The organism is Pseudomonas amygdali, assembly GCF_002699855.1.
GTDB lineage: Bacteria > Pseudomonadota > Gammaproteobacteria > Pseudomonadales > Pseudomonadaceae > Aquipseudomonas > Aquipseudomonas amygdali.
This window is the reverse complement of the sequence record NZ_LKBW01000301.1, coordinates 1-26,311: the sequence shown is the minus strand read 5'-3', so window position 1 is coordinate 26,311 and position 26,311 is coordinate 1. Positions and strand designations below refer to the sequence as shown.

The window sequence follows — 26,311 nt, the reverse complement described above, 5'->3', positions numbered from 1 at the left end:
CCGAGTCTGCCCAGGTGGCATGACTCAAACAAAAGGGTCTCCGAGAAACCCGGGGCGGTTCAGGTGAGAGAACCGAACTTCCCGCCGCCGATAAAAAGCCCATCGCTGTCGGCGGCATTTCAGTCAACGCCTCTATTTCCATACCGTTACATTTGCCCCTTCGGATTCTCTGCCCGAATAGACAAGCACAGCCCCATGAAAAACCCGGAACAACGTAAAAACTCAAGATTTTAAATGTATGACACTAATTTAGGAAATATCCTACACCTCCCGCCACTAACCAAAGCCCGCCAGAGACTTCGCAACTAACACACCTGCTGTAAACTCCCGCGCCGTCATGACGCACAACACAAACCGTCTCTCAAGACACCATAAATAGTTACATTTCCACTCTTGTAACGTTAATACTTATAAGGTTTTTATCGTGAATAAAATGCTATCTGTACTGGGCCTTGCTCTGGCGACCACACTGACCGGCACTGTCGCATCCGCCAACTCCGGCACCATCCGTTTCGAAGGCAAGATAACCTCCACCACCTGCCCTATCGAAGTGGTCAATCCGGGCGATGGCTCTACCGGCAACCTGGTTAACATGGGCTCTATCGAGGCCAGTCGCTTCACCCGCATCGGTGACGAACTGTCTGGCAAGAGCTTTGCCCTGCGCGTCAATGACAACGGCAACTGCGGCCTGGCGAGTGGTAACTTGAATGCGGCCAAAGTCACCTTCACCGGTGACGCGGACAGCAGCGGCGACTACTTCGGCGTCACCCCTACTGCCGACGGGGCAAAGGGCGTTGCGATTGTCATCAAGGACCAGACCGGGGTCTCGATCAAACCAGGCGACACGTCGGCGCCTTACACACTGGTCGAAGGTGGTGTCACCGACATGGTGTTCAACGCCTACTACCGTTCGACAGCAGCTACAGTTGAAGCCGGTGCTGCCTCGGCGGATGTCCAGTTTGTTGTCGCGATTAACTGATACATCGACCCACTCGCTCACTGTGTAAGGATCGATAGTCTTTTCACGTGAAGCATCTTCAATACGTTCAGGTCCGTTTCGGATCTGAACGTACAAGGTAACTTTTCATGATGTGCCAACAGTCTTTTAAAAGACCTGCCCTCGCGGGGTGCACGATATTATTTATGTGCGCAGCCTATATACCTGCCAGCCAGGCAGCACTGACCGTCAACGCAACGCGCATAGTATTCGATGGCGACAAGCGCAGTACGTCGGTGGTCATATCCAACCCAAGTGATCGGCCGTTCGCGGTACAGACCTGGGTAAATACGGAGGCAGACGACACTGTCACCGTCGTTCCATTCGCACCTTCGCCGCCACTTTTTCGCCTTAATCCGGGCAAGGAACAACACGTACAGATCAATGGCCTGCCCCAAGACCTGCCCTCCGATCGTGAATCATTGTTCTACTTCAACGTGCAGGAAATACCTCAGGCCAACTCTTCGCAAGGCAATGTACTGAATATTGCCCTGCGTACCCGTATCAAACTGTTTTATCGCCCGGCTCTGCTGACTGACAACCCCACTGCCCGCCTCAAGGACCTGCAATGGTCGGTCCGGCAGATTGCCGGCAAGGCAGAGCTGACCGCCATGAATCCGACGCCCTTTCATGTGTCGTTCATTCGCCTCGACGTCTCCGGCGGTGGCAGGACTGAAAAGGTCAGTGAAGTCGCCATGCTTGGCCCGTTCAGCTCTCGCCATTACAAGCTCAACGAAACGAAAGCGGTACCGGGCCTTCAGGTGGTGTTTGCCGCGATCAACGATTACGGCGGCTACAGCCAGCCGCTGACAGCTACGGCCACGCTGACTGACTGAAACAGCGCAAGCCCGCTTCATCCCAGGACATTGAACATGACCCTATTACCCGATTCCGGGTTCATACCAGTGCGCCTGCGCTTTATGCAGGTGCTGATTGTGTGCGGCAGCGTTACCGTTGTGCTGGAGCCGACCAGAGCGGCAACCGCCGTCAATTTTCAGCCTGGCTTCCTGCGTCAGGGCCAGAACTATGACAGTGCGGCCGCGGCCAGCGTGCTGAACCAGTTGTCAGCTGTCGAGAGCCTCGGGCCAGGCGAGCATTGGGTAGAAATCCACGTCAATATGCGCTATTTCGGCCAACGTCAGATCCGTTTCGATGCCGACCCACAAGGCAACGGCCTGCTACCCTGCCTGTCGCCGGAGTTGCTGGAGCAGATCGGCGTACGTCTCGGCAGTCTGGCCGACCCGGCCTTATTGCAAGTCGCCTGTGTCGCGCTGGGGCAACTGATTCCGGACGCCAGGGTCGTACTGGACGGGGGCAGACTGCAACTGTCGATCTCGATACCGCAGATCGCCATGCGCCGCGATGCCAACGGGCGAGTGGACCCGGCGCTTTGGGATTACGGCATCAACGCCGCCTTCATCAATTACCAGACCTCGGCGCAACAGACGACCCACAGGGAGACAGGCACCAGCAGCAGCGCAGACCTGTACCTCAACACCGGTATCAACCTGGGATCATGGCGATTGCGCAGCAATCAAAGCGTGCGTCAGGATGCACAGGGAAATCGCGAGTGGACCAGAGCCTATGCCTATGCACAGCGCGACCTGCCCGGCACGCACGCTAACCTGACCCTGGGTGAAACCTACACCGGCGGCGATGTCTTCCGGAGCGTGCCGATCAAGGGCGGGTTGATCAAAACCGATCAGGAGATGCTCCCCGTTTTCCTGCAGGGTTACGCACCGGTGATTCGTGGCGTTGCGCAAAGCAGGGCCAAACTGGAAGTGCTGCGCAACGGATACCCGATCTACTCCACATATGTCAGTGCCGGCCCCTATGAAATAGATGACCTGAATACGGCGGGCAGCGGCGAACTGGAGATCGTGCTGACCGAGGCCGATGGTCAGGTACGGCGCTTTACCCAAACTTACTCGACCATGAGTAACCTGTTGCGCGAAGGCGCCTGGAAATACAGCGCAGCCCTGGGCCGCTTCAACGGTGCCTACGCCACCGAGCATCCCTGGCTGTGGCAAGGCACGCTGGCCGTTGGAACAGGCTGGAACTCGACACTTTATGGCGGACTTATAACCAGCGACTTCTACCACGCCGCTGCACTGGGCGTGTCACGGGACATGGGCACGCTGGGGGCGATGGCATTCGATGTGACCCGGTCAAGCGCCAGCATCGACCAACCCGGTCAGTCCAGCGCGCAAGGCATGAGTTACGCCATCAAGTATGGCAAGGCGTTCACTACCCAGACCAATCTGCGCTTCGCAGGTTATCGCTACTCCACCGAAGGCTATCGGGATTTCGACGAAGCCGTCAGTCAGCGCAGCAACGACGCTACGTTCACAGGCAGCCGCCGAAGCCGCCTGGAAGCTTTGGTTCATCAGAGAATCGGCTTACGCAGCAGCGTTGGTCTGACGCTGTCGCAACAGGATTACTGGGGCAGCGATATCGAACAGCGACAATTTCAATTCAATTTCAACACCCATCGTGCCGGGATCACCTATAACTTCTACGCCTCACAGTCACTGAGCGCAGCCAGTAGTAGCCGCGGCAACGACCGGCAGTTCGGCCTGAGCATCTCGATGCCCCTCGACACCGGCCATTCGAGCAATGCCACATTCGACCTGCAAAGCAGCTCCAATCGCCACAGTCAACGGGGCAGCCTGAGCGGCAGCCTCTATGAAAACCGCGTCAACTATCACGCCAGTCTGAGCAACGATGACGGCAAGCAGCAAAGTGCAGGCCTCGCGGCCGGCTATCAGGCGCCCTTCGCCAGCCTCGGCGCCGGTGTGACCCAAGGCAATGATTATCGAAGTGCATCAGTCAACGCCAGTGGTGCCCTGTTGCTGCATGCGGACGGCATCGAGTTCGGCCCGAATCTGGGCGACACCATCGCCCTGATCGAAGTACCCGATACACCCGGCGTTGGCATACAGAACGCTACCGGTGTCAGGACCAATAGTCGCGGCTACGCATTGATGCCCTATCTACGTCCCTACCGCCATAACCCGATCACCTTGCAAACCGACCGACTGGGGCCCGAGGTGGAAATCGATAACGCCAGTACTCAAGTAGTACCTGCCAGGGGTGCCGTGATCAAGACCACTTTCGCTGCGCGCACGGTGACACGCCTGATCATCAATGCAACTACTGACGGTGGCAAACCGTTGCCATTCGGTGCCCAGGTGAGCGATGCGCAGGGCAACATTCTGGGCATCGCAGGTCAGGGCGGGCAGATTTTGCTGTCCACCGGCATGCAGGCACAAACCCTCGATGTCCGTTGGGGTGAGAAAAGCGACCCTCAGTGTCATCTGCACATAGACCCCGCCAGCATGCCTCTGGCCAAGGGCTACCGAATGCAAGACATGACGTGTGCCCAGTGACATCAGGTCTGAGCCATCCGCGACATTGTTATTTCAGGAATCCCCCCATGAACTTTGCATTGAACGCCCTGCTCCCCAGTCTGATCCTGTTGGGGACCAGCTATAGTGCTGCGGCTTATTCCGACGTACCGGATGACATACCGAGCAACGATTGCTATTGGATTTCCCCACCGGGAATAAAAGATTACCGGCGCGACATCGGCACGCTCTACGTCCCGAAAGACGCCGCAGTGGGCACCTTTATCGGCAGCATCGATATGCTTCACGCCACGCCAGACAAGGCAGGTCTGGAGGCGGCCTGCAGAAATGACGGCACGGCTCTTCTGGAATTCAATGCAACGGCTACGGTTCCGATATTTCCTGGCACGCTGGAGCCGATAAACGGGGAAGACCTCACAGGCAAGATACTGCAAACCAATATTCCGGGCGTCGGAGTGCGGATAAGACTGGGGTATCCGTATGACAGGAACTGCAGCAATTGCTTCACGCCAGTACGAGGAAGCGCCTCCGTTCCGTTCATCGGCCTCAACGACCACCAGAAAATGCTCACGAGCCTGCCTTTGGTTCATTTGCACAACTATGTAACGCTGGTCAAGACCGGACCGATCCCCTCCGGACCCAATGTGCTCAATGGCAGCGAACTGTTCTCCGGAAGCGTGACAACGCTTGGCAGGATCATGAAGTACGGGCTAACCGGCACGATACTTCAGGCACAGTGCAGCGTTGGTGCAGATCCGGTCAGTGCCGACCCGGTGCAGTTGGGTGAGTGGGACAGCGCGGACTTCACCGGTCCCGGCTTCACCACACCGGCGGTGCCCTTCAGTATTGCGTTGAGTAACTGCGAGACCTACATGGACGCAGGCTTCGTGGCAACGGCGCATATCCAGCTCGATGGTGTCGAAGGCTCGGTTCCCGAGGGCCCTGTCGGCAGCGGGGTTTTCACCCTGACCAGCGACTCGGACGCCAAGGGCATGGGGATTCAGATTCTCAAAGGTGATGGAGTCACGCCCATGGAGCTGCAGACCGAAGTGCCAATGATGGTGATCACACCCGGTAACGTTGTGCTGAACTTTTACGCCCGCTTCTACCAGACACAGGCCAGCAGCGCGATCCGGCCGGGCAAGGCCAAAGGGGCCCTTAGCTTCACGATGACCTACAAGTAGCAATGCGCCGTGGACTGCCAACCTGGCGGTCCATGACCTCCTCAGGGGTACAACGTTGGTCTGAGCGAAGGGAAAGACTGCCAGGAGAGCGTCTGGTCGAAACTCACACGCACCCGGACATCCAGCTGAGTGCCGAGATTAAATGCCTTCAAATCCGTTTTGCTGATAACACCGGCGTCGATTCTATCGGCCACCCGCGGCACCGGGTATTCATCCAGAACGTTAACGATCAACAACTCTTTATCAGCACCGCTGACACCACGCACATCAATGGTGATGAACTGGTCAGTGCCCATGAATGACCAACTGTCGAGCGTGAACTGTGCGTAGCCTCCCTCGGCAATGTCCTGCAGGCTCAGAATCGCTCCGGAGACCTTGTCACACTGCACGACTGGAAAGCCTGTCATCCCCAGAATAGTCAGAGTATGCCGGTCCGAAAGATAAGGTGGGTCGGCGCTATTTTCGAACACCTCGTAGTACACCGGGATCGCCTTGCCGAAATGCTGGGCAATCTGAGTGGAAGGCACGTTGAACAGCCTCGAGTCTGCTACCTCCGTAAGAAAGGAACCCACACTACCGGGCTCGGCCCACTGAACGCGGACGGTGTCACCGGGAGCAATCACGGCATTCTCAGGTATCGATACCACTGCGCCCCGATAAGCATCTACCGGATCGAGCGTACTGGCGCTTGGCCGGCCTGTGGCCTTCTGAACCCGAGGGGGTGGCAGCACACGGGGTACTGGCTGAGCGCACACCAGCAGCGAAACAGCCAGCGCACGGGGCCCGGCATTCCCCGAGCGATCCTTCAGCCTGTAGGACACATAACGCATGCCGTCGCCGCTCTCGAGAATCAGTTGCCTGTCGAAGGCAATATTGATCGTGCTACCGATATCGGACTCTTCAAGCGGCAGGGTTCCGGTGTGCTCCGATCCCGTCGGCGTACTGCTCCAGTACCAGATAACGAGATCCCCGGGGCTCGGCGAAAAATACGCGGGCACTTCGGCCAGCACGGTGTCGTCATGAGTGTTCAGCCAGGCCGCGGTGAGACCGTCGCTGACGATTTCCTGCGGAAAAATCAGCGCACCTTCGTCTTCGAATATCGGTGCCGTTTTATCAATGACAAAGGCCAGTGTTTCGGATTCAGTCAGCATCTGGTTCGCGGTCTCGACGCTATAACGGAGTCGATGCCGGCCTTCGCCAAGGCGTTGCTGCGCGATCATGATGAACAGATCGACAGGCTGTACAGGTCCGGTCCAGACCTTCTCGTCCAGCAGCTCGTCATTCCAGTACACGCGCAGATACTCAGGGTAGTCCAGGCTGGGCTCGGAGTTTTGCCACATGGGAAAATCGACCCGCAACGGCACGAGCCAGGCACTGCTGGGAAGCAGATTGGGTTCGCCGCCGGGTACGTCAGGGAGGAGTTCGGCGATCAAGGGCGGCGCAAGCAGCACGCTCTTGCGCCATGAAGCCGGCCAGAAAAGGATTCTGATCCGTTCGATCCACTTTGAAATGACAGACATGAGCCGGGCCTCCAGCACGAGAAAGCGGTGGCCGACCCGTTTGCCGACCGCCATGCCCGTCAGTTAACACCCTGTTTTTTTTTGCGGATACTGGCACAAGTGATAGGACCGTTGGCGCATCAGCGCCAGTCGCTTCACTGTCGCTACCAGCTGTAACGCAAGCCTGCACTGGCACCCCACGGCTGTTCGATGGCATCGCTGTTGCTGTAATCGAAATCAACATGCAGCTGCAGGTTGTCAGACAGCGACACCGAAACGCCCGCACCCAATTCGCCACGGGAACCAGAGAGGTCGTTATTGAACATGTTGTCGTTGACCCTGACTTCGTTCCTGTTGACGAATTCGTGAGCCACGGCAACCCGCACGTAAGGTTGCAGCGTACGTCCCTGGCCCAGATCGAAACTGCTCCCCGCCGTCGTACCGATCTTGCCGAGCAGCGACCGGCTGCGGTCACTTTCAGCATGCATACCGTTATCCAGTGCATAGTCCTTACCCTGAACGACCAGGCCCGCCAGTTGGGTATAGGGTTCAAGAAAATAACCGTTGTTCAGTTTGATGTGCCGACCCAGCTCCAGCGACGCGCCAACCCCCAGATTGTCGTAGTTGCCGCGCGTGCGGGAACCATCGCTGAGATTGACTCTGCCTTTGTTTTTGAACTGATTGAGTTTGATCACGCCATCGATGTAGTAGCCACTCTCGCTGTCCAGCCATGTGCTGTAAGCGCCCAGCGAGTAGCTGTCGACCTTGCCACTGGCACCGTGATCCAGACTAAGGTCGGACGTGCTCTGCCCGATCATGAAACCCGCCAGCCATTGCCCCGACCCCATAGGCAGCTTGCCATCTGCGCCAAGAGCAACACCGCTCTGAACCTGCTGATATCCGAAGCCCGAGGCGTCGGCGACATTGAATTTGTTGCCGTAGGTACGCATCCAGCCGCCGGAACGGGCCTGGTCCATGCGCAACTCACCCATGCGCGAACGCAACGTGCTCAACTCCCCATACCAGACCGTCGGCGCCGTATTGAACAACGCCATGACGGTCTGTGCGGCCGGGCTGATGGTCCGGGTTGCGGTGTCCAGATACCAGTCGTTTGCGCCATGCTTGATCAGGTCATAGGACCAGGCGCCCAGATCCACGGCACCGCCTGCCAGGGAAAAACTGGCATCGCCGGCTGCGGCATGTACTACGTGCAGAGAGGTGTCACTGAGAGGATCGGTACCGGTGCTGCCGATAAGCAAGGAATGGCTGCCGGTTGCATTGCCGGTGATATCCAGAAAGTCTGTGGCCGCGCCGCCGAAATCCACGTCCATCATGAACGTGCCGCTCCCTGACAGGCTTGCAAGTGACAAGGTGTAAAACGAGGCCGCGTCACCAAACCTGACCGACCCGCCATTCATGGACACGTTACCCACCTGGCTTTTTTCGACCATCGTCCACTGCCCCCCCCGCTGGCGAGCGAAAAACTGGCGACGTTCTGCAGACGTCCGGTCAGGGTTGCATTGTTTTGTAATACCAGACCGGCAGTACTGCCTGCGTCAGCGGATATATCGCCCAGCAATTGACTGTTGTCGACGGTCATGTTGGCTGTAGAACCGTTGATCAGCTCCAGTATCTTGCCGTTGCCGCCGGTCAGCGTGGAGCCATTTTTGACGAAAATAGTGGCAGTGGCAGGCGCCCCGGTGGGCGTTCCGACAATCAGTGCCGAATCCGTGACACCTTCGACCCGGGTCCCTTCCAGGGTCAATAGATTGCTCGAAGGCACGCCGGGGTCGGCGCGCATCCGGATGCCATATTGCTGCCCGGTGATGGTACTGTCGGACGCCTTCACCGTGGAGTCAAACATCTCCACGCCTCTGCCGTTGGTACCCGTGGCCGTTACTGCGCTGCGCTCCAGTGTCAGATTGGCGAGCGAGCCAGCATTCACGCCACGATTGGTTGCCGTGATGGTACTGCCGATGACCGTTGCCGTGGAGCCAACCAGTTGCGCAGTGTTATTGCCCATCCCCATACCATCCGCGCCACCCGTCAGCTGGCTTCCGGTAATCAAGGCATTTGCCCCGGTCAACGAGACTGCTGTGCCGGTAGCCGCGCTGACCTGACTGCCATTGAGTATCAACTGCGCGCCGGTGACTGTAGATATTTGCAGGGTGGTCGCGCCATTGGCGGTCAGCACCCCATTGCTGCCCACCCGATAGCTGTCCAGCGGGGTCGTGGCATCAATGGTCGCGGGGCCATTGACAGAGGTTTGCGCAAAGACAGGACTGCTGGACAGGAAGGGGGAGAGAAACGCCATGATCTTTAGTGTTCGTGAGAGCGGAAGCAGCGCGAATAGAGCATTCATTATGATGTATTACCTGAATGAAGCGGCGTTGAACCCCGTGGTCCTTGCCCGAACTCGGCCACGAGAAAGAGGCCGGAAGACTACGGGGATCAAACTGAATGCTCTGTAGGACGTTTCCTATGTAAATGTAGGGAGGCTCTGGTATTGAGGCTCTGCCAATCGTTAATTTACGGGGAGGTGCCGGTAAGCGTAGGCAAAATGCCCCCATACGCACAGCTTCATTAAACTGTTTGGGAGCAACCTGGACCGGCGTAATAACTGAAAACACGGCGCACAGAGGATCGCAGGCTTCTGCCTGTGATCCGTCTTTAAAGACCCCTACACGATAGGACACGATCCATTTGCATCGTACATACCCACCTTGGCAGTGGTTTCCAGTGAGGTAACGGTGGAGCCCTTCAGAATGAACGAATACTTGATCTTCCCGCGCCCGTTTGTGCCATGACCACTAGGGTCATAAGTGGGCAGAATGTGTGTCGCGTATGGCGTGACCAGCCAGGTAAAGCCCGTGACTGGATAATCGACCCCCAACACAATATCTTCGGTCTTTTCGGTACCTGAAATAGGCGTATCGTCTGGAGCCGACGGGAAAGCGTTCCAGTACAGAGTGACGGTATCGCCTGCCGCCAGATAGTTCGAAAGATCAGGAACGACCACCCGTACACCCGGCTCTCCTGAGGATGGATTGGCAGGATTCTTATAGAGCGAGTTGCAATTCAGCCAGCCGCTTGTACTGGTGCCTTCAAAAACCGGGGCATCGGGAATGATGACCACAGCATTCACGCCGACCCGCGTATCCGGCGATTGTTGCGTATTCTCTGAGTCGGCGGCACGAATGCTGTAATGAACCGGCAAATCAGGGCGATTACCTTCAGATTCGATATAACTCCAGGGTATTTTGACCTCGCGCTCGTCTCCGGCCGCATCAGTGACTGCCACGGTGTATTGCACCTCAGGCACATGGCTTGCGCCCCAGTAGAAATCTACAACTTCGTCCGGTAGAAGTGGGTCATAAAGTTTGAATCTGACACTGGCATCCTTCTTATCGTCCGACGGCTTCAGGACATTGAGCTCGTTGGAAACTTCGCCGTAGACCTCGGCCGGTAACAACTGATCGTTGATTGGATCAGGCCAGTCAGGATCAGGAACGGGAACGGGATCAGGCCCGATAGTGGAGAAATTGACATTGACACTGATGCTTTTCACTTCGGACGGAACAACGCCACGCAGAACTCGATAACTCACTGTAGTCGGCTGATCACCGCCAGTCGCTTGAACGTACTGATCACGAAACACCGGATCAGGAACCCTGACCGAAAACGGAAACTGCGGGACGTCGCCCATTTCCTCAGGCCGCAGTACTGCTGTGCCCCAGGTAACCTCGATACGATCGGTAGGCTTCCAGTTATCGAACGACTCGATCAGCACCTCGACGCCCATTCGTGCGTCAGGCAGGTTGATCAGATTATCCGGAGGCAACGCCAGTGGCACCAGCGGGTCCTTCAGATTGTCGGGCAGCAGACCCAACGCTACTTCTATGCGCTTGTAGTTGGAAAGCGGACTGCGGTTGGTCGCTTTGTCCACCAGAAAGTAAGCGACGTAGTAGGCCTCATCCTTGGAGTCGCCAATTATATCAACCGGGAATGTCACCTTATTACCCGTCGCGCTGGCCACGTCAACGACATCGACAGGAGCCGGCAGATCTGCGGGCTCGTCGGGAAACGGAGTGCCAACCCAATAGAACGCTACCTTGTCGCCGGGTTTCCAGTCGTCGTAGTCAGGCAACGTGCCGACAATACCGCCCGGATTGTCATCCAGAAACGCCTGGGTCAACTGATCTGTGTTCAGACTCATCTGCCCGGGCTCAACATGCCCGCCGGGCGGCGTGGTATCGACGATCAGCTTGAGCAGCGGGCTGATAGTCTCCTGGTCGTTCGGCTGCCTGATCCGATAGCGAAGACTGTAAACACCGTCTGCCGGTTTGGGGAATCCAGGCGAAAGAGTGGCCAGCGGAATGTTGATCGACTTCGGAAAGGTGCCAACGGCCACTGGCGCAGTGACCTTATCTGTGAACACTTCCACGAATCCGTCGTCAGCCGGTACTTCACCCACTGCCCAATCGATGAAAAAGGTATCGGATTCGCCATCGTCAGTGACCAACTGTGCCCACTGTGCGAGAGTAACGTCCAGCGACGTACCGAGCAAAACGTCCTTGTTCAACGTCCCGTCCGTCGGGTCCACGATGTTGGCCACTTGCGCCACTGCGAGGTCTGCCTTGAGGTCCATACCGCGCTGACTGCGCGCCAGCCGGTACGCGATGCGCGCCGCCTTGCTTTGTTCAGGTGTCAGTGTTGTTTTCGAACCGACCATAATCAGCACTCCTTTGCTACCGATTGCCGCCCCCTCCCTTCACAGGAGCCCTGCGGCGGATTGATGGGTGAAAAGCTCTCTCGATGAGCGCTTCTCTTTCAGACCACAGGCCATCCGGGCCTGTGCTCCAGCTGATTAAACGGCAGTTACCGGAGACGGGATACTGTCAGAACTACCAGTAGCAGGGCCGAGCCGGAAAGCACGTTCGACAGTTTTTTGTATCAGGCCGGATACATTTCTGAAATGCCCCCGACATTCGATCACGTCACCCTTCCGCCGCAACTCCCGGCGAAGTAGCATGAGGAGCAGCGTTGATCTTCAACAGCGGCCAGACAACGGCGGCACACGCAGGCGACAGAAGCACTATGCAAGCACTTCCCGACACCCCCCTGGATGCCACATCGACCGATCAGCGCTGGAGCGTTCGCGCGCTGATTGTCGATGACGATGTGGCCATTCGCGAACTGCTCTGCGATTACCTGACGCGCTTCAATATCAACGCGCGTGGCGTCACCGATGGCACGCAAATGCGTCAGGCATTGACCGAGGAAACCTTCGACGTGGTGGTGCTCGACCTGATGCTCCCCGGTGAAGACGGCCTGTCGCTGTGCCGCTGGCTGCGCAGTACCTCGGACATACCGATCCTCATGCTGACCGCCCGCTGCGAACCGACTGACCGGATCATTGGTCTGGAACTGGGTGCCGACGATTACATGGCCAAGCCGTTCGAGCCGCGCGAGCTGGTCGCGCGTATTCAGACCATTCTGCGCCGGGTACGCGACGAACGCAGCGATCAGCGCACCACCATTCGCTTTGACGCCTGGCGGCTGAACAGCGTGCTGCGTCAATTGACAGCTGCCGACGGTCTGGTGGTGCCGTTGTCCAACGCCGAGTTCCGTCTGCTGCGCGTATTTCTCGAACGGCCGCACCGGGTGCTTAGCCGTGAACAGTTGCTGGACGCCGCCCGAGGCCGATCGATCGAGGCGTTCGACCGCAGCATCGATTTGCTGGTCTCGCGTTTGCGTCAGAAGCTCGGCGACGATCCGAAGAACCCGCAGTTGATCAAGACTGTGCGCGGTGAAGGCTATTTGTTCGATGCCAGGGAGCTGGGTTGATCCGTCGGTTCGACACGCTGTTTGCACGCCTTTTCGGGGGCGCGCTGTTGGCTATTCTGCTGGCGCATTTATTAGCCTTCATCTGGTTCACCCAATACGGCATGCGCCCTCCACCTGATGACCGCCCCGACGCGCAGCATTCGCAGGATGATCAAGGGCGACGTCATCGACCGCCACCGGGTGGCCCGCTGGTGCTGCTGTTCTTTCAGTTCGTCACCCTCATCGTTGCCGCATGGTATGGCGCCAAGGCACTGAGCCGCCCGGTACAGCGCCTGAGCGAGGCCGCCGAGCGCCTCAGTGAAGACCTGGACAGCCCGCCCCTTGAAATAAGCGGCCCGCAGGAAGCACGCCAGGCCGCACAGACCTTCAACCTGATGCAGCGCAAGATCCGCGAACAGATGCAGCAGCGCGGGCGCATGCTGGCTGCGGTATCCCATGACCTGCGCACTCCCCTTTCGCGGCTCAAGCTGCGTGTTGAACAGATCGAAGAGCCAAGGCTGCATGGCCAGATGACTCAGGACCTCAACGACATGATCAGCATGCTCGACGCCACGCTTGCCTACCTCAATGAACATCGGCGCAGCGAAGCGTTGCAGCAGTTCGACCTGCAGGCGCTGATCGAATCCCATGCCGAGAATGCGCAGGACAATGGCGACGATGTGCAGTACCAAGGCCAGTGCAAGCCGCTCAGAACACAACCGATGGCACTACGCTCGTGCCTGCAGAACCTGGTCGACAACGCGCTTCGCTATGCCGGTAGCGTCGATATCGTGATCGAGGACAGCGCTGAACGTGTACGCATATCGGTCGTTGATCACGGACCGGGCATTGCCCCTGAATTTCACGAAGCGGTGTTTGAGCCGTTCTATCGCCTGGAAGGTTCGCGCAACCGCAACTCCGGCGGTATCGGCATGGGCATGAGCATCGCCCGTGAGGCTGCGCGAAGAATCGGCGGCGAGCTGACGCTTGCGCAAACACCGGGTGGCGGCCTGACCGCGATACTGAATCTGCCGCGCCTCTGACACATTCTGTATCACACCGCGTACAAAGCTTAAATCTCCAGGACAACTGACGCCCCGAGGCTGCAAAAGCCGGTACACCGCTACCGGACACATTTATCTCAGGGGAGTGAGACTCATGATCAACGGGATCAGCAGCAGCTTTTCCAGCTACACCAGCTCGACCAGTGCCACCGCCAGCACCAACAGCAAGAAGTTTCAGGAAGAGTTGCTGGCAAAACTGGACACCGATGGCGACGGCAGCATCGGCAAGGATGAGCTGAGCTCGGCCTTGTCGTCGAACAGCAAGGACGGCATTACTGTCAGCCTGAGCAAGGCGTTCAGCGATCTGGACAGCAATGACGATGACAGCCTGGATGCCGATGAGCTGGCCGCCATGACACCGCCACCGCCGCCACCCATGCAGTCGGTCGATGAGCAGGCAGAAGACCTGTTCGGCTCGCTGGACAGCGATGGCGATGGCGCGATCAGCAGCGACGAGCTGACCACCGGCCTGAGCAATGCGGGCAGCACGGCGAACAGCAACCAGGTGTTCGATGCACTGGACACTGACGAAGACGGCACAGTCAGCCTTGAAGAGCTGGTCGCCGGTATGCAACCGCAACAGCCTCCTGCCGGTATGCCGCCTGCGCAAATGAGCACCTCCGGCAGCACTGACGGCGCCAGCCTGTTCAGTACCCTCGACAGCGATAGCAACGACAGTATCAGCGCCTCCGAGTTGTCGGCCGCGTTGAAACAGAGTGACAACACCATTGATCAGGGCAACACCAACCAGATTGCGACTCAGGCCTTGAACAAGATGATCGCCGCACTCAGCGAAAAATATGACACCCAGAGCAGTAAGCCAGTCGGTAAGTACCTGAACACCGCTGCGTAAAGCGAGGCTCCGCCGCCCGTCCTGGTGCGGCGGAAACTTTCGCCGTCAGCGGCTGCTGCGGGCACGCTCGCTGCCGACCCAGTCTGTCAGCAGGCTGTAAGCGACTGCCAGCAGCGTCGGGCCGATGAACAGGCCGATGAAGCCGAACGCCAGCAATCCGCCGAACACACCCAACAAGACAATCACCAGCGGCAGATTGCCGCCCCTGCTGATCAGGTATGGCTTGAGCACGTTGTCCACGCCACTGATGATGAACATCCCCCAGATGCCCAGAAATATCGCCATGCCGTACTCGCCCTGCCAGACCAGCCAGGCAGTGGCAGGCAGCCAGACCAGGGGCGGGCCCATCGGAATCAGACTGAACAGAAAAGTCAGAATACCCAGCACCAACGCGCCGGGAATGCCCGCGATCAGGAAGCCGATCAGCGCCAGTACCGCCTGGGCCGCTGCCGTGCCGATCACCCCGTTGACGACACGCTGTACCGTACCCGCGACCAGATCCAGATAATACTGGGCGCGATCACCGATCAGACGCTCCAGCAGGCTGAGCACGAATGCGGCCAGGCGCGGACCGTCCCTGTAAAAGAAGAAGGCGAAGACGATGCTCAGGGTCAGTTCCAGAATCCCGCTGCCAATCTGCGCACTGCGTGCCAGCACCCAGTTACCGACCTGACCCAGATGCGGTTTGAGCGTCGCCATGAACGCCGCGCCTTGCTGATCGATGGTGGTCCACAGCGCTACCAGTCGTTCGCCCACCAGCGGAATACCCGCCAGCCATTGCGGTGGATCGGGCAAGCCGTCGACCTGAATATCCTTGATCAGGCCTGTAGCGTCACGCACATGGTCGGCGAGATTGAAGCCCAGCCATACCAGCGGCGCCGCGACCAGCAGCATCCAGCACAGGCACATCACCAGCGCGGCCAACGACTCACGGCCCTTGAACCAGCGGGTCAGCAAACGCATCAGCGGCCAGCTGGCAAACGCCAGCACCGCGCCCCAGATCAGTGCCGACCAGAAAGGTGCCATCACCCAGAGGCAGGCACCGAATAGCGCGAGCAGCAGAATCTGCACCAGTAAACGATCATTGTTGAACATGCGGCATCCACGAATAGGCTCGGAGGTCACGAGCATAAGGCTGAACAAGGCTGACGTCAGCCATTGTTCGCCATAACCTTACGCATCAGGGTTAGCGGATGACCTCGATCACCAGCCCCTGGCTATCGGCAGCGCCCGCTTCCAGACGCGCAGCGCGCACGCCCTTGGCCACCAGAGCGTCGCGCCATGCACTTGCACTCGGGCCGGAGACGGTTGCGCGCAGCGTGCTGTCCAGATTCAGACCACGGGAAATCAGCGTGACCCAGGCTTCCTGTGGCTCGCCACCCAGCTTGGGCAGTACCAGCTTGCCCGTGCTTTTCAGTTGGCGCAGCAACGTGGCCGAGGTTGGCAGCAGTTCGCCCAGCGGCGCGGCGGATTCAAACTGCTCGACATGCAAGTAAGCCCTACGGTTGCCGCGTGTGATGCTGTATAGCGCGACGAGGGTTTCGCTCCGGGGCTCGGCCAGACGCAACAGCAGGTAGGCCTGCCGGTCGTCCGCGCCATACAGCTTGGCATTGCCGAACACCTCGTTGGCCCACAGACTGCTTTCTCCGCAATCACGCGCCTGACACCAGAACAGCAATTCTGCACCCTGCTGCTGCAAGGCTTCACGAGCGGCGGTAAAGGCGTCGTCGGATGCATGTTCGGCAGGCAGTTGATAGGTAACCGACGTCAGAGTGCCGCGTGCACTGATCTGGCCGTCGAAACGCAACTGACCGCTGATCTTGCGGATCGAGCCCATCGGATAGACACGCTCAAGCTCGGCGGCAGGACGATAGTCTACGATTTCGGTATCGGTCAGACGGGGCAAAATCTCCAGATCACGACTGCCCGGCGCATCGGCAGCGAAAAGGACAGCGCTGCACAGCGACATGCACAACGCCGCAACGGGAACACTTGATAAACGCATGAGTGCTCTCATCGGCAGGCAAGCAGGGGGCGAGAATAAAAAAGATCGCCGACAAGGCGGTCGCGAGAGGCTGCGGATTGATCCATCACGGTTGACTCCTGTTTCAACCCGCTCAGCGTCGGCAGTTGCCGGTCTCAAGTCAAGAAGCAGCGAAAAAGCGATTGATACAGTGTGCAACAGAACGTGCTCCCTGCTCATCGTTCAGGTGCAAATGATGCCCGCCGGCCAGCCGTTCGACGTCAAAGGGTAGCGCTGACAGCAGCTCCTGCCTTTGCGCCAGCATGCCATCGGAGGCAACCACCAATTGCGTCGGGCAACGAATGCCGTGAACGAATGCCATGGCCTGTTGATCCGTGAAGCGTATTGCGGAGGGTAAGGTCAGGCGGCTGTCGCTGCGCCAGGTGTAACCGCCCGGCACCGGCATCAAACCCCGCTGAGCCAGCAGCTCAGCCGCCTCGCGACTGACCGCCACCACGCCTTTCATTCGTGCCTGAATGGCTCGTTCCTGATCCTGATAAACCGGTTTTTTCTTGTTCGCCAGTTCGAGTTGCGCCTGCATGGCGGCCCCCATTCGCTCGGCGGCGGATTCGGCCTTGCCCGTCAATGGCAGCAGACCGTCGATCAGCGCCAGGAGCGTGACCCGCTCGGGTAGCGAGCTTGCCAGCAACACAGAGATGATCGCGCCCAGCGAGTGCCCCAACAGGGCAAAGCGCTGCCAGCCAAGTTGCTCGGCGACGCGCAGCACGTCGAATGCATTATCAGCCAGTGTATAGGACGAGCCTGCCGGTCGGTGATCAGAATGACCGTGCCCCGCCAGGTCCAGCGCCACGACCTGTAGCCCCTCAAGACGTGGTGCGAGCCGGGCGAAACTGTTGGCGTTGTCGAGCCAGCCGTGCAGCGCGATAACCGGCTGACCGTCCTTGGGGCCGTACAGATGAGCCGCCAGCTCGATATGCCCCAGGCTCAGGCGCACTTCCTCCACCGCAAGCGTCATGCACTGGCCCTGGAGGCGCTGCGGGCGTTCCAGCGAGCAAACAGCGTCTTGAGCAGCAACGCCGTTTCATCCGGTCGTTCAAGTGGAAACATATGCCCTCCGGGCATGGACAGGTATTCGCCTTCGCGCATGCGTCGGGCAAGGTAACCATGATGAGGCATGATCACCCGGCTGTGTTGGCCAAGCACCATGGCCAGCGGTACCTTGAGCTGCCGCGACGGTACTGGGCTGGTGTGAGGAATGCTGCGGTAAATACTGATTTCCGTCGCCGGGTCAAAGCGCAGACGAAGTTGCTCGCCATCCTGCTGCAGACCGTGTTCAAGGTAAGCGGTCAGGCAGTATGGATCGAAACGGCGAAACAGGGTCTTGCTGGCAAAGTAGGCGCGGGCTGCGTCCAGATCGGCAAATGCCTCGCGACGTCCCAGTGTGCGGCCCGCTGGCGTGATGCGGTCAATGAAACCCAGGCGTTTGGCTGCGCGGATGAACAACTGATCAGCCAGGCCCAGCACCGGCGAATCCAGCATCACCACGCCAAGATAAAGTTGCGGACAGCGCAGCGCGGCATGCAGGTGCAGAACCCCACCCAGCGAGTGCCCCACACCCCATACAGGGCCGGGCTGCTCACGCAGATGATGGATAGCTCATCGACCAGGTTCAGCCAGTTGTCATCCACCGGGAAGCGAGGGTCGTGAGCATGCTGATCGAGGTGAGTGACGGCATATTCCGGTGCCAACGCGCAGAACAGCTTTCCATAGGTAGCCGATGGAAAACCGTTGGCGTGAGCGAAGAACACGGGTTGCGACATACCGATACTTCCAGAGGCCGTACGAGTCGCAATTGTGCGCAGCCGCTTCAAGCAACAGCAATGACTGGAACTGCCATCGCAGATGGCACTCCGGCCATCACCATCATAATGGCCGGAGCCACGTGAATGCCTACAGCGCCTGAGTGAAACGGTCCAGGCAAGCTTTGATGTACGCAACCTGGAAACCAAACGACTGCTTGGCGAGAGCCTTGGCTTCAGCGGAGGGTTTGCCTTTCTTGAACTCCAGAATACCGAGCTGCATGGCTTGTACCGCAACATCCGACAAAGGCTGGAACAGCGCGAGGGCACCATTGTCGGGAAACTGGACCTTCAGCTTGTCGAACAGCACGTCCGCATCATCGCGCAGTGCCATGAACTCGGCAGACGTCATGATCTGATCCGCATAAACCTGCTTCAAGCGCTTTTCCAGGTTCAACTCTGGGAGTGGGAGCGGGAGTTTTTCGGGAGACGGCGAAGCTGCAGCGGGCAGTGAAGTTCCTGTAGGCGTTTGGTTTGCAGACACAGACGGTTTGTCGGGCAAAGGTGGTAGTTCAGGAGCAAGCGAGCTTTCAGCCGGAGGAGTTTCTCCGGGCGGCACTGCCTTTTCTTCAGTCATTATCAATCCTCCTGGGAATGAATGTTCCCTCCAGGGAACACCCAGACACTAAGAGAAACGCCGCCTGACTACAACGCTCAATCCAGACCTGAAAAACCGTTCTTAATAGCTGAAAACACTCAACTGATTGGTGGCTCCTGGCCATGTGGCACAACCGCCACGGTCAGACGCGATATGCAGCTGAGCTTGCCTTCTTCGGTGCTGATGCGGATGTCCCATACATGGGTGGTGCGGCCGATGTGCACGGGACGTACAACACCGGTTACACGTCCGGTACGCACGCCGCGCAGATGGTTGGCGTTGACCTCGAGCCCGACGCAGAAATACTTGCTCGGGTCGCCAATCAGGTAGCTGGCCATCGACCCCAGAGACTCGGCCAGCACCACGGATGCACCGCCATGCAGCAGCCCGAAAGGCTGATGGGTACGCTGATCGACGACCATGCTGGCCGTCAGGGAATCGTCCGTGAACGATTCGAAGCGGATATCCAGCACCTCGCCAATAGTGTTTTTCTGAGCCGCTATAAGGGCTTCGATATCAGGAGCCTGACGCCATACACTCATGTTAAATCCTTTTTCAAAGTGGGCCGCGTTCGCGGTGGTTCATTACTCGAACAGACCGTTTCAAACGTGTCGAACGCTGTTGAGCTGCATTGCGCCAGCCAGCACGAACTCGCCTTCCAGCTCGGCCAGACTGGCGGTACTCATAGGCTCGGCCTGCTGCGGACTGCCGTGAGCCAGCACGCCGATCAATTCGCCCACCAAGGGTTGATGACTGACCAGCAGCACTTCATCGACGCCCAGCTTGTCCAGCTGGAGCAACACCTCACGCGGGCTGCTGTCCGGCGTCAGCCAGGGCACCGTCACGACCGGGTCATTGAACCCCAGCGACTGACGTACCAGCTCGGCAGTCTGCTGTGCACGAACATAGGGGCTGGCGATGATCCGCTGCACCGACTTGTCACTCAGGTGCACTGCACTTTTGAGCACTTCTTCACGCCCGTGTGCCGTAAGCTCGCGTTCGGCATCACTGCGCGCCCGCGACTGCGCTTCGCCGTGACGCAATACCCAGACCTTCACAGTTTTGGCTCTTCGTCACGCACCGGATGCGGCGCTGGCGGAACATGATGAGCCGCCTCGCCTTCAGGGGCGCGCGGCGCTGGCCAGTCGGCGAAGGGCCAGGGCTTATGGTCGCTGTGAAACGTCCCGAAACGACCAATCTGGGCCAGGTCCTGGCTGACACTGTCGCCGAAATTCATCAGGCCGCCATTCGGTGCGCCATAGATAAGGCGATAAACCAATTGCACCAGCACTACGCCCGCCAGAATGATCTGTGCAACGTGCCATACACCCAGAAACAGCAGCATCCATAGAATGTGCAGCAGGATCGATTCGTTATGCTGGATTTTCGACTCGTTCAAGACGTTCTCCCTGATCGGAATGAGTTCAATTAAAGCCGGTAATCGAAATGAAATCGACGTCCGTCTTGGGCTCGGCACGCATCAACGCCTCGATGACCTGACTGAGCGTACGGCCTTCAAAAAGAATCGCATGCAGCCCGGCGACCAATGGCATATAGACCTGAACCTCCTGCGCTTTGACCTTGAGCACCTTGAGCGTGTTCACGCCCTCGGCTACTTCGCCCAGACGAGTGACCGCCTCCTCCAGCGTCAGCCCCTGGCCCAGCGCAAACCCGACCTGATAATTGCGACTTTTGGGTGAGGAACAGGTGACGATCAGATCGCCCACCCCGGCCAGGCCGAGAAAGGTCATCGGGTTGGCACCCTGACTGACCGCAAAACGGGTCATTTCGGCCAGCGCCCGGGTGATCAGCATGCTCTTGGTGTTTTCGCCCATGTCCAGCGCTACGGCCATGCCAGCGATAATTGCGTAGACGTTCTTCAATGCCCCACCCAGCTCTACACCAAACCGGTCGTTGCTGGCATAGACCCGAAAAGTACGACCATGCAGCGCGGCCTGGACCTGCTGACACAGCGCCTCGTCTTCGCTGGCAACCACGGTGGCGGTCAACGCATGCTCGGCGATCTCCCGGGCCAGGTTGGGCCCGGACAATACGCCGATACGCGCCTGGGGAACGATCTCTTCGAGGATCTGGCTCATCAATTTGAAGCTCTGCGCTTCAATACCTTTGGTCAGGCTGACCAGCATCTTGCCGTTCAGGCGCTCGACATGGGGCGAGAGTACCGCGCGCAGTGCGCTTGAAGGCAGAGCGACGAAAATCAGCTCGCAGGCCTCAAGCGTGGCGGTGATGTCGGTTACCGGCTCGACTTCGGGCCGAACCTTGATGCCCTTGAGGTAACGGGGGTTCTCACGGTTGACGCGAATCGCCTGCGCCTGCTCCGGATCACGCATCCACTGGAGAACCTGATGGCCGTTCTCGGCCAGCAGATTTGCAATGGCAGTGCCGAAGCTGCCACCACCAAGAACCGCGACTGGTTGCTGTGTGGTCATAAAACTATCCATCCAGAGCCATTCAAGTGGCGATGCCAGCATTATACGGAGCGCCGCGGTATCGGCCAGCAACAAAGCTGATCTGTCGAGCATGCAGGGCGGCATGCGACAACAAGTTCGCTGGAAACGCGCGCTATCTCGGTTAACATGCGTGCACAGCATGAATTATCGAGACACCCGGCACTGCGCTGCACAGCCGGACCGGGTCGCGACCAACGGGCGAACAGGCATGGACGCATCAATCGAGTCACCAGCGCAAAGCATTGCGCGCAAGGCACGCAGCCGATGAAATTTCGGCACTGGGATATCAATACCCGCACTCAGATCATCAGCCTGGGCCCTGCCCTGTTGTTGACGGCTCTGCTGATCAGCTTTTTCACCTTCGTGCGTATTCAGGACTTGCGTCAGGAGCTCAATCACACCGGGCAGCTCATCGCCAATCAATTGGCCATGGCCGTCGAACCGGGTGTGGCGACAGGCGATATCGACGGGTTGAAGGCGTTGATGCGCGCCACCCTGTCCATGCCCAGCGTTCGCTATGTAGAGATTCAGGACAGCTCCAATACGGCCATGATCTATATAGATCAGCCCCGCGAAAACGAGCAGTTGGCACGGCAGATGGAAATATTCCAGGCCTCTGTCTACCCACAGCGCGCAAAGGCTAACAGTCACCCCGCCACGTCGCCCAAAGGCAATCGCCAGGCACCTGAAAATACGTCGCAGAGCTATCTGGGACGAGTATTGGTCGGGATGTCCAATGAAGCCTTCAGTCGACGGCAACAGGAAATATTGCTCAAGGCCGGTGTTCTGGCGCTGGGCGCGTTGCTGTTCGCTTTTTTGCTGGCCCGCGGCCTGGCCTTGAGCCTGTCAAGACCCGTCAAGGAAATGGGCGAAGCTCTCAAGGCGATTCAGCAGGGCGACTACCATGTGCCCCTGCCGGTCAGCGACGATGCCGAGTTAGGCGCTCTGGCGCGGCACATCAACAATCTGGCAGAGAACCTGCACCGCACCAGCCTTGAACAGCAGCGCTCGGTGGCGCAATTGATCCAGACACGTGAGGAAGCCGAACAGGCCAACCGCGCCAAGTCGGATTTTCTGGCAATGATGAGTCACGAGTTGCGAACCCCCATGAACGGCGTACTGGGCATGCTGCAACTGATGGAAACCACGCGCATGACCGCTGAGCAAAGCGAGTATGCGACGCTGGCGACCGAGTCAACCGAGCATCTGCTACGGGTCATCAACGACATTCTCGATTTTTCCCGCATTGAACGCGATGCCCTGCAAATGGAAGGCATAGCGTTCAATCTGGCCGAACTGGTCAGTGCCTCGACCCATGCGTTCAACCACAGCGCACTGCAACGCAAGCTGCTACTGGAACTGCACATTCAGCCCGGGCTGGAAACAGTGACCGTCACAGGCGACCCGACCCGTATCAGGCAGATCCTGGTGAATCTGATCGGCAACGCACTTAAATTTACCGAGCAAGGCAAGGTCAGCGTTGTCGCCCAATGGGCGATGCTCGACAATGACCAACTGCACTTTACCTGTGCAGTGCATGACAGCGGCATTGGTATCGACGCCGAGCGAGTGGAGTCGATGTTCGATGCGTTCAAACAGGCCGACAGCTCGATTTCCAGGCGCTACGGCGGCACGGGGTTGGGACTGCCGATTGCCCGTACCCTTGCCGAACGCATGGGCGGCACATTGCGTGCCGAGAGCCAGGAGGGTTCGGGTTCTGTTTTCACGCTGCAAATCCCGCTGCCCGTTTCACGCGATGTTTCAGTGGATATCGCCAAGCCGCTGTCGGTACTCGATGCACATGGCAAGGAGCGCAGCATATTGCTGGTCGAGGACAACCCGGTGAACCGCACCGTGGTGCAGGCCATGTTGCGTAATCTGGGTTGCGAAGTCGACGTGGCGGTGGATGGCGCCGAAGCGGTGATGAAGGCAAGCGCGGGAAACCACGCACTGATCCTCATGGATTGCCGACTGCCGGTCATGGACGGCTATGAAGCCACACGTAGAATCAGGCAACTTTCCGGTCTGGAACGAATCCCAATCATTGCCCTCACTGCCAATGCACTGCAGGGTGATCGGGACGCGTGTTTACAGGCAGGTATGGATGATTACCTGGCTAAACCTTTCAAACACGCTGATTTACAGCAGGTTTTACACCGCTGGCTGCCCTTTGACGCACCTGTGACTGGCGATAAATGTTAAATTGCGGCAGTCTTGGCACGCAAATCAGCCAGCAAAATCGGCTGAATGACAAAATTCAGTGAACAGGTGTACCTTGATTTCCACCTGAGCTGTGACTTTCATTACAACGCAACAGTCTATGAGTAGGCTGCCGGACAGGGTCCTGGCGAATTGGTACGACAGGACCAGCGTTCTAGCCAGTGACGCCACAACCTGCCGCACGAGATTATTGAGGAGCTCGCATGACCAAACAACACGCCTTTACCCGGGAAGACCTGCTGCGCTGCAGTCGTGGCGAGCTGTTCGGCCCAGGTAATGCGCAACTGCCCGCCCCCAACATGCTGATGGTTGATCGCATCACACACATCAGCGACGAAGGTGGCAAGTTCAGCAAGGGTGAATTGGTCGCCGAACTGGATATCAACCCGGACCTGTGGTTTTTTGCCTGCCACTTTGAAGGTGATCCGGTGATGCCAGGATGCCTGGGCCTTGACGCCATGTGGCAACTGGTTGGTTTCTATCTTGGCTGGCAGGGTAACCCCGGCCGTGGCCGCGCCCTGGGTTCGGGCGAGGTGAAGTTTTTCGGTCAGGTGCTGCCTACCGCCAAAAAAGTCACCTACAACATTCATATCAAGCGCGTCCTGAAAGGCAAACTGAACCTGGCCATCGCCGACGGCTCAGTGAGTGTCGACGGTCGTGAAATCTATACCGCCGAAGGCCTTCGGGTCGGCGTGTTTACTTCCACTGAAAATTTCTAAGGGTACTCGCATGCGCCGCGTCGTTATCACTGGTCTGGGTATTGTTTCCTGCTTGGGCAATGACAAAGAGACCGTCACCGCTAACCTGCGTGCTAACCGCCCTGGCATCCGCTTCAACCCGGAATATGCCGAAATGGGTCTGCGCAGCCAGGTTTCCGGCTCCATCGACCTGAATCTGGAAGAACTGATCGATCGCAAGATCTTTCGCTTCGTCGGTCATGCGGCAGCTTATGCCTACCTGGCGATGAAAGACGCAATCACCGATTCGGGTCTTACCGAGGAACAGGTTTCCAACGTGCGTACCGGCCTGATCGCTGGCAGCGGCGGCGCATCGACCCTGAACCAGATGGAAGCGCTGGATACCCTGCGCGAAAAAGGCGTCAAGCGCGTCGGCCCTTACCGTGTCACGCGGACCATGGGCAGCACCGTTTCGGCCTGCCTGGCCACGCCGTTCAAGATCAAGGGCGTGAACTACTCCATTTCGTCCGCCTGCGCCACCAGCGCTCACTGCATCGGCAACGCTGTCGAGCAGATCCAGCTGGGCAAACAGGACATCGTCTTTGCCGGTGGCGGCGAAGAAGAGCACTGGAGCCAGTCGTTCCTGTTCGACGCAATGGGCGCACTGTCAACTCAGTACAACGAGACGCCGGAAAAAGCCTCCCGCGCTTACGACGCCAAGCGTGACGGTTTCGTCATTGCCGGTGGCGGCGGCATGGTCGTTGTCGAAGAGCTGGAACACGCTCTGGCACGCGGCGCGAAAATCTATGCCGAAATCGTCGGCTACGGTGCTACATCCGACGGCTACGACATGGTTGCGCCAAGCGGCGAAGGTGCAATTCGCTGCATGCAGATGGCCCTGGGTGATATCAACTCCGGCGACATTGACTACATCAACACCCACGGCACCTCGACTCCGGTCGGCGACGCCAAGGAAATGGAAGGCGTGCGCGAAGTATTCGGCGCCAAAGCTCCGGCGATCAGCTCCACCAAGAGCCTGTCGGGCCACTCGCTGGGTGCCGCCGGTGTTCACGAAGCGATCTATTGCCTGCTGATGATGGAAAACAACTTCATCGCAGGCTCGGCGAACATCGACGAACTGGACCCGGTAGTTGCCGACATGCCGATCCTGCTCAAGACGCGTGAAGATGCGAAGCTTGACCTGGTCATGAGCAACAGCTTCGGTTTCGGTGGCACCAACGCTACGCTGGTGTTGAAGCGCTGGGCGGGCAAGTAATACTGCCCTGGCAATAACAAAAAAGGCGCCTTTCGAGGCGCCTTTTTTGTGAATAGGCCAAAGTGGCTGTTGTTCTCCGGTATGCCTGCAGGAACGATGGATCTGCAGAACACCTATCGTTTCTCACGCTCCAGCGCGGGAATGCAGTTCACGACGCTCTGCGTCGCGAGAGGACGCAGAGCGTCCAGACCGGCATGCCCACGCGGAGCATGGGCACGATGATGCTCTGCGGTGTGCCTGCAGGAACGATGGATCTTCAGAACACCGCTCGTTTCTCACGCTCCAGCGTGGGAATGCAGTTCACGACGCTCTGCGTCGCAAGAGGACGCAGAGCGTCCAGACCGGCATGCCCACGCAGAGCATGGGCACGATAGTGTTCTTCGCTATATCTGCAGGAACGATGGATCTTCAGAACACCTCTCGCTCCTCACGCTC

The 26,311-nt window shown here is 58.4% G+C and carries 20 protein-coding genes and 2 pseudogenes; 10 read left to right on the top strand and 12 right to left on the bottom strand.

The annotated features are described in order from the left end of the window. Positions 1 to 424: 424 nt before the first annotated feature. The 4 genes from AO277_RS23950 to AO277_RS23935 all read left to right on the top strand — a co-directional run bounded on the left by AO277_RS23950 (position 425) and on the right by AO277_RS23935 (position 5,549). The gene (locus AO277_RS23950) at positions 425 to 979 is read left to right on the top strand and encodes a fimbrial protein (RefSeq protein WP_031594896.1); all 555 of its coding nucleotides are present in this window, start codon (positions 425 to 427) and stop codon (positions 977 to 979) included. Positions 980 to 1,086: 107 nt separating this feature from the next. Next, positions 1,087 to 1,833 carry a fimbrial biogenesis chaperone gene (locus tag AO277_RS23945; protein WP_031594897.1) on the top strand — a complete coding sequence of 249 codons (747 nt, stop codon included), beginning with the start codon at positions 1,087 to 1,089 and terminating at the stop codon, positions 1,831 to 1,833. A 36-nt stretch (positions 1,834 to 1,869) separates the two neighbouring features. After that, the gene (locus AO277_RS23940; RefSeq protein ID WP_044318933.1) at positions 1,870 to 4,386 is read left to right on the top strand and encodes a fimbria/pilus outer membrane usher protein; all 2,517 of its coding nucleotides are present in this window, start codon (positions 1,870 to 1,872) and stop codon (positions 4,384 to 4,386) included. Positions 4,387 to 4,433: 47 nt separating this feature from the next. Then, a complete protein-coding gene (locus AO277_RS23935) occupies positions 4,434 to 5,549 on the top strand; it encodes a fimbrial protein (RefSeq protein ID WP_044318934.1) in 1,116 nt (371 codons plus the stop codon). Between the two features lie 41 nt (positions 5,550 to 5,590). Here AO277_RS23935 and AO277_RS23930 read toward each other — a convergent pair whose 3' ends face one another. The 3 genes and pseudogenes from AO277_RS23930 to AO277_RS23920 all read right to left on the bottom strand — a co-directional run bounded on the left by AO277_RS23930 (position 5,591) and on the right by AO277_RS23920 (position 11,780). Continuing rightward, a complete protein-coding gene (locus AO277_RS23930; protein ID WP_044318935.1) occupies positions 5,591 to 7,123 on the bottom strand; it encodes a hypothetical protein in 1,533 nt (510 codons plus the stop codon). Positions 7,124 to 7,212: 89 nt separating this feature from the next. Beyond that, positions 7,213 to 9,410: pseudogene (locus AO277_RS23925) on the bottom strand (autotransporter outer membrane beta-barrel domain-containing protein). A gap of 318 nt (positions 9,411 to 9,728) precedes the next feature. Then, positions 9,729 to 11,780, bottom strand: coding sequence for a hypothetical protein (locus AO277_RS23920; RefSeq protein WP_044318936.1), 2,052 nt, complete (start codon positions 11,778 to 11,780; stop codon positions 9,729 to 9,731). 365 nt (positions 11,781 to 12,145) lie between these two features. On the opposite strand from AO277_RS23920, the gene AO277_RS23915 reads away from it, so the two are divergent. The 3 genes from AO277_RS23915 (at position 12,146) to xopAW (ending at position 14,791) form a co-directional block, all read left to right on the top strand. After that, positions 12,146 to 12,895 (top strand): response regulator, encoded by a 750-nt coding sequence (locus tag AO277_RS23915; protein ID WP_031594902.1) that lies wholly within the window; start codon positions 12,146 to 12,148, stop codon positions 12,893 to 12,895. Then, positions 12,892 to 13,917, top strand: a complete 1,026-nt coding sequence (locus AO277_RS23910) for a sensor histidine kinase (RefSeq protein ID WP_044318937.1) — start codon at positions 12,892 to 12,894, stop codon at positions 13,915 to 13,917. Before AO277_RS23915 ends, AO277_RS23910 begins: the two co-directional genes overlap by 4 nt. A gap of 115 nt (positions 13,918 to 14,032) precedes the next feature. Beyond that, positions 14,033 to 14,791: a XopAW family type III secretion system calcium-binding effector gene (gene xopAW, locus AO277_RS23905; protein WP_044318938.1), complete on the top strand. Its 759-nt coding sequence runs from the start codon at positions 14,033 to 14,035 to the stop codon at positions 14,789 to 14,791. 45 nt (positions 14,792 to 14,836) lie between these two features. On the opposite strand, the gene AO277_RS23900 is transcribed toward xopAW, so the two are convergent. The 9 genes and pseudogenes from AO277_RS23900 to AO277_RS23860 all read right to left on the bottom strand — a co-directional run bounded on the left by AO277_RS23900 (position 14,837) and on the right by AO277_RS23860 (position 21,682). Then, complete coding sequence (locus AO277_RS23900) at positions 14,837 to 15,886, bottom strand: AI-2E family transporter (RefSeq protein WP_004664709.1); 1,050 nt, start codon at positions 15,884 to 15,886, stop codon at positions 14,837 to 14,839. 91 nt (positions 15,887 to 15,977) lie between these two features. After that, positions 15,978 to 16,796 carry a DUF4892 domain-containing protein gene (locus AO277_RS23895; protein WP_180273461.1) on the bottom strand — a complete coding sequence of 273 codons (819 nt, stop codon included), beginning with the start codon at positions 16,794 to 16,796 and terminating at the stop codon, positions 15,978 to 15,980. 139 nt (positions 16,797 to 16,935) lie between these two features. Continuing rightward, positions 16,936 to 17,790 (bottom strand): alpha/beta fold hydrolase, encoded by an 855-nt coding sequence (locus AO277_RS23890; RefSeq protein WP_044318940.1) that lies wholly within the window; start codon positions 17,788 to 17,790, stop codon positions 16,936 to 16,938. Then, positions 17,787 to 18,595 (bottom strand): annotated as a pseudogene (locus AO277_RS23885) (alpha/beta fold hydrolase). The gene AO277_RS23890 and the pseudogene AO277_RS23885 overlap by 4 nt, the downstream one beginning before the upstream one ends. Before the next feature lie 130 nt (positions 18,596 to 18,725). Continuing rightward, on the bottom strand, positions 18,726 to 19,013 hold the full coding sequence (locus AO277_RS29315) for a hypothetical protein (protein WP_005732408.1): 288 nt from the start codon (positions 19,011 to 19,013) through the stop codon (positions 18,726 to 18,728). 317 nt (positions 19,014 to 19,330) lie between these two features. Further along, positions 19,331 to 19,774, bottom strand: a complete 444-nt coding sequence (locus AO277_RS23875; protein ID WP_044318941.1) for a hotdog fold thioesterase — start codon at positions 19,772 to 19,774, stop codon at positions 19,331 to 19,333. Between the two features lie 60 nt (positions 19,775 to 19,834). Further along, complete coding sequence (sixA, locus tag AO277_RS23870; RefSeq protein WP_004658919.1) at positions 19,835 to 20,290, bottom strand: phosphohistidine phosphatase SixA; 456 nt, start codon at positions 20,288 to 20,290, stop codon at positions 19,835 to 19,837. Further along, a complete protein-coding gene (locus AO277_RS23865; RefSeq protein WP_044318942.1) occupies positions 20,287 to 20,631 on the bottom strand; it encodes a DUF4389 domain-containing protein in 345 nt (114 codons plus the stop codon). Before AO277_RS23865 ends, sixA begins: the two co-directional genes overlap by 4 nt. A 25-nt stretch (positions 20,632 to 20,656) precedes the next feature. Further along, positions 20,657 to 21,682, bottom strand: a complete 1,026-nt coding sequence (locus AO277_RS23860) for an NAD(P)H-dependent glycerol-3-phosphate dehydrogenase (protein ID WP_002552991.1) — start codon at positions 21,680 to 21,682, stop codon at positions 20,657 to 20,659. Positions 21,683 to 21,967: 285 nt separating this feature from the next. Between AO277_RS23860 and AO277_RS23855 the strand changes: the two genes are divergently transcribed. The 3 genes from AO277_RS23855 to fabB all read left to right on the top strand — a co-directional run bounded on the left by AO277_RS23855 (position 21,968) and on the right by fabB (position 25,876). Then, positions 21,968 to 23,905, top strand: coding sequence for an ATP-binding protein (locus AO277_RS23855; RefSeq protein ID WP_044318943.1), 1,938 nt, complete (start codon positions 21,968 to 21,970; stop codon positions 23,903 to 23,905). A gap of 221 nt (positions 23,906 to 24,126) precedes the next feature. Then, positions 24,127 to 24,642: a 3-hydroxyacyl-[acyl-carrier-protein] dehydratase FabA gene (gene fabA, locus AO277_RS23850; RefSeq protein WP_002552989.1), complete on the top strand. Its 516-nt coding sequence runs from the start codon at positions 24,127 to 24,129 to the stop codon at positions 24,640 to 24,642. A gap of 10 nt (positions 24,643 to 24,652) precedes the next feature. After that, positions 24,653 to 25,876, top strand: a complete 1,224-nt coding sequence (gene fabB / locus AO277_RS23845; RefSeq protein ID WP_002552988.1) for a beta-ketoacyl-ACP synthase I — start codon at positions 24,653 to 24,655, stop codon at positions 25,874 to 25,876. Positions 25,877 to 26,311: the final 435 nt, after the last annotated feature.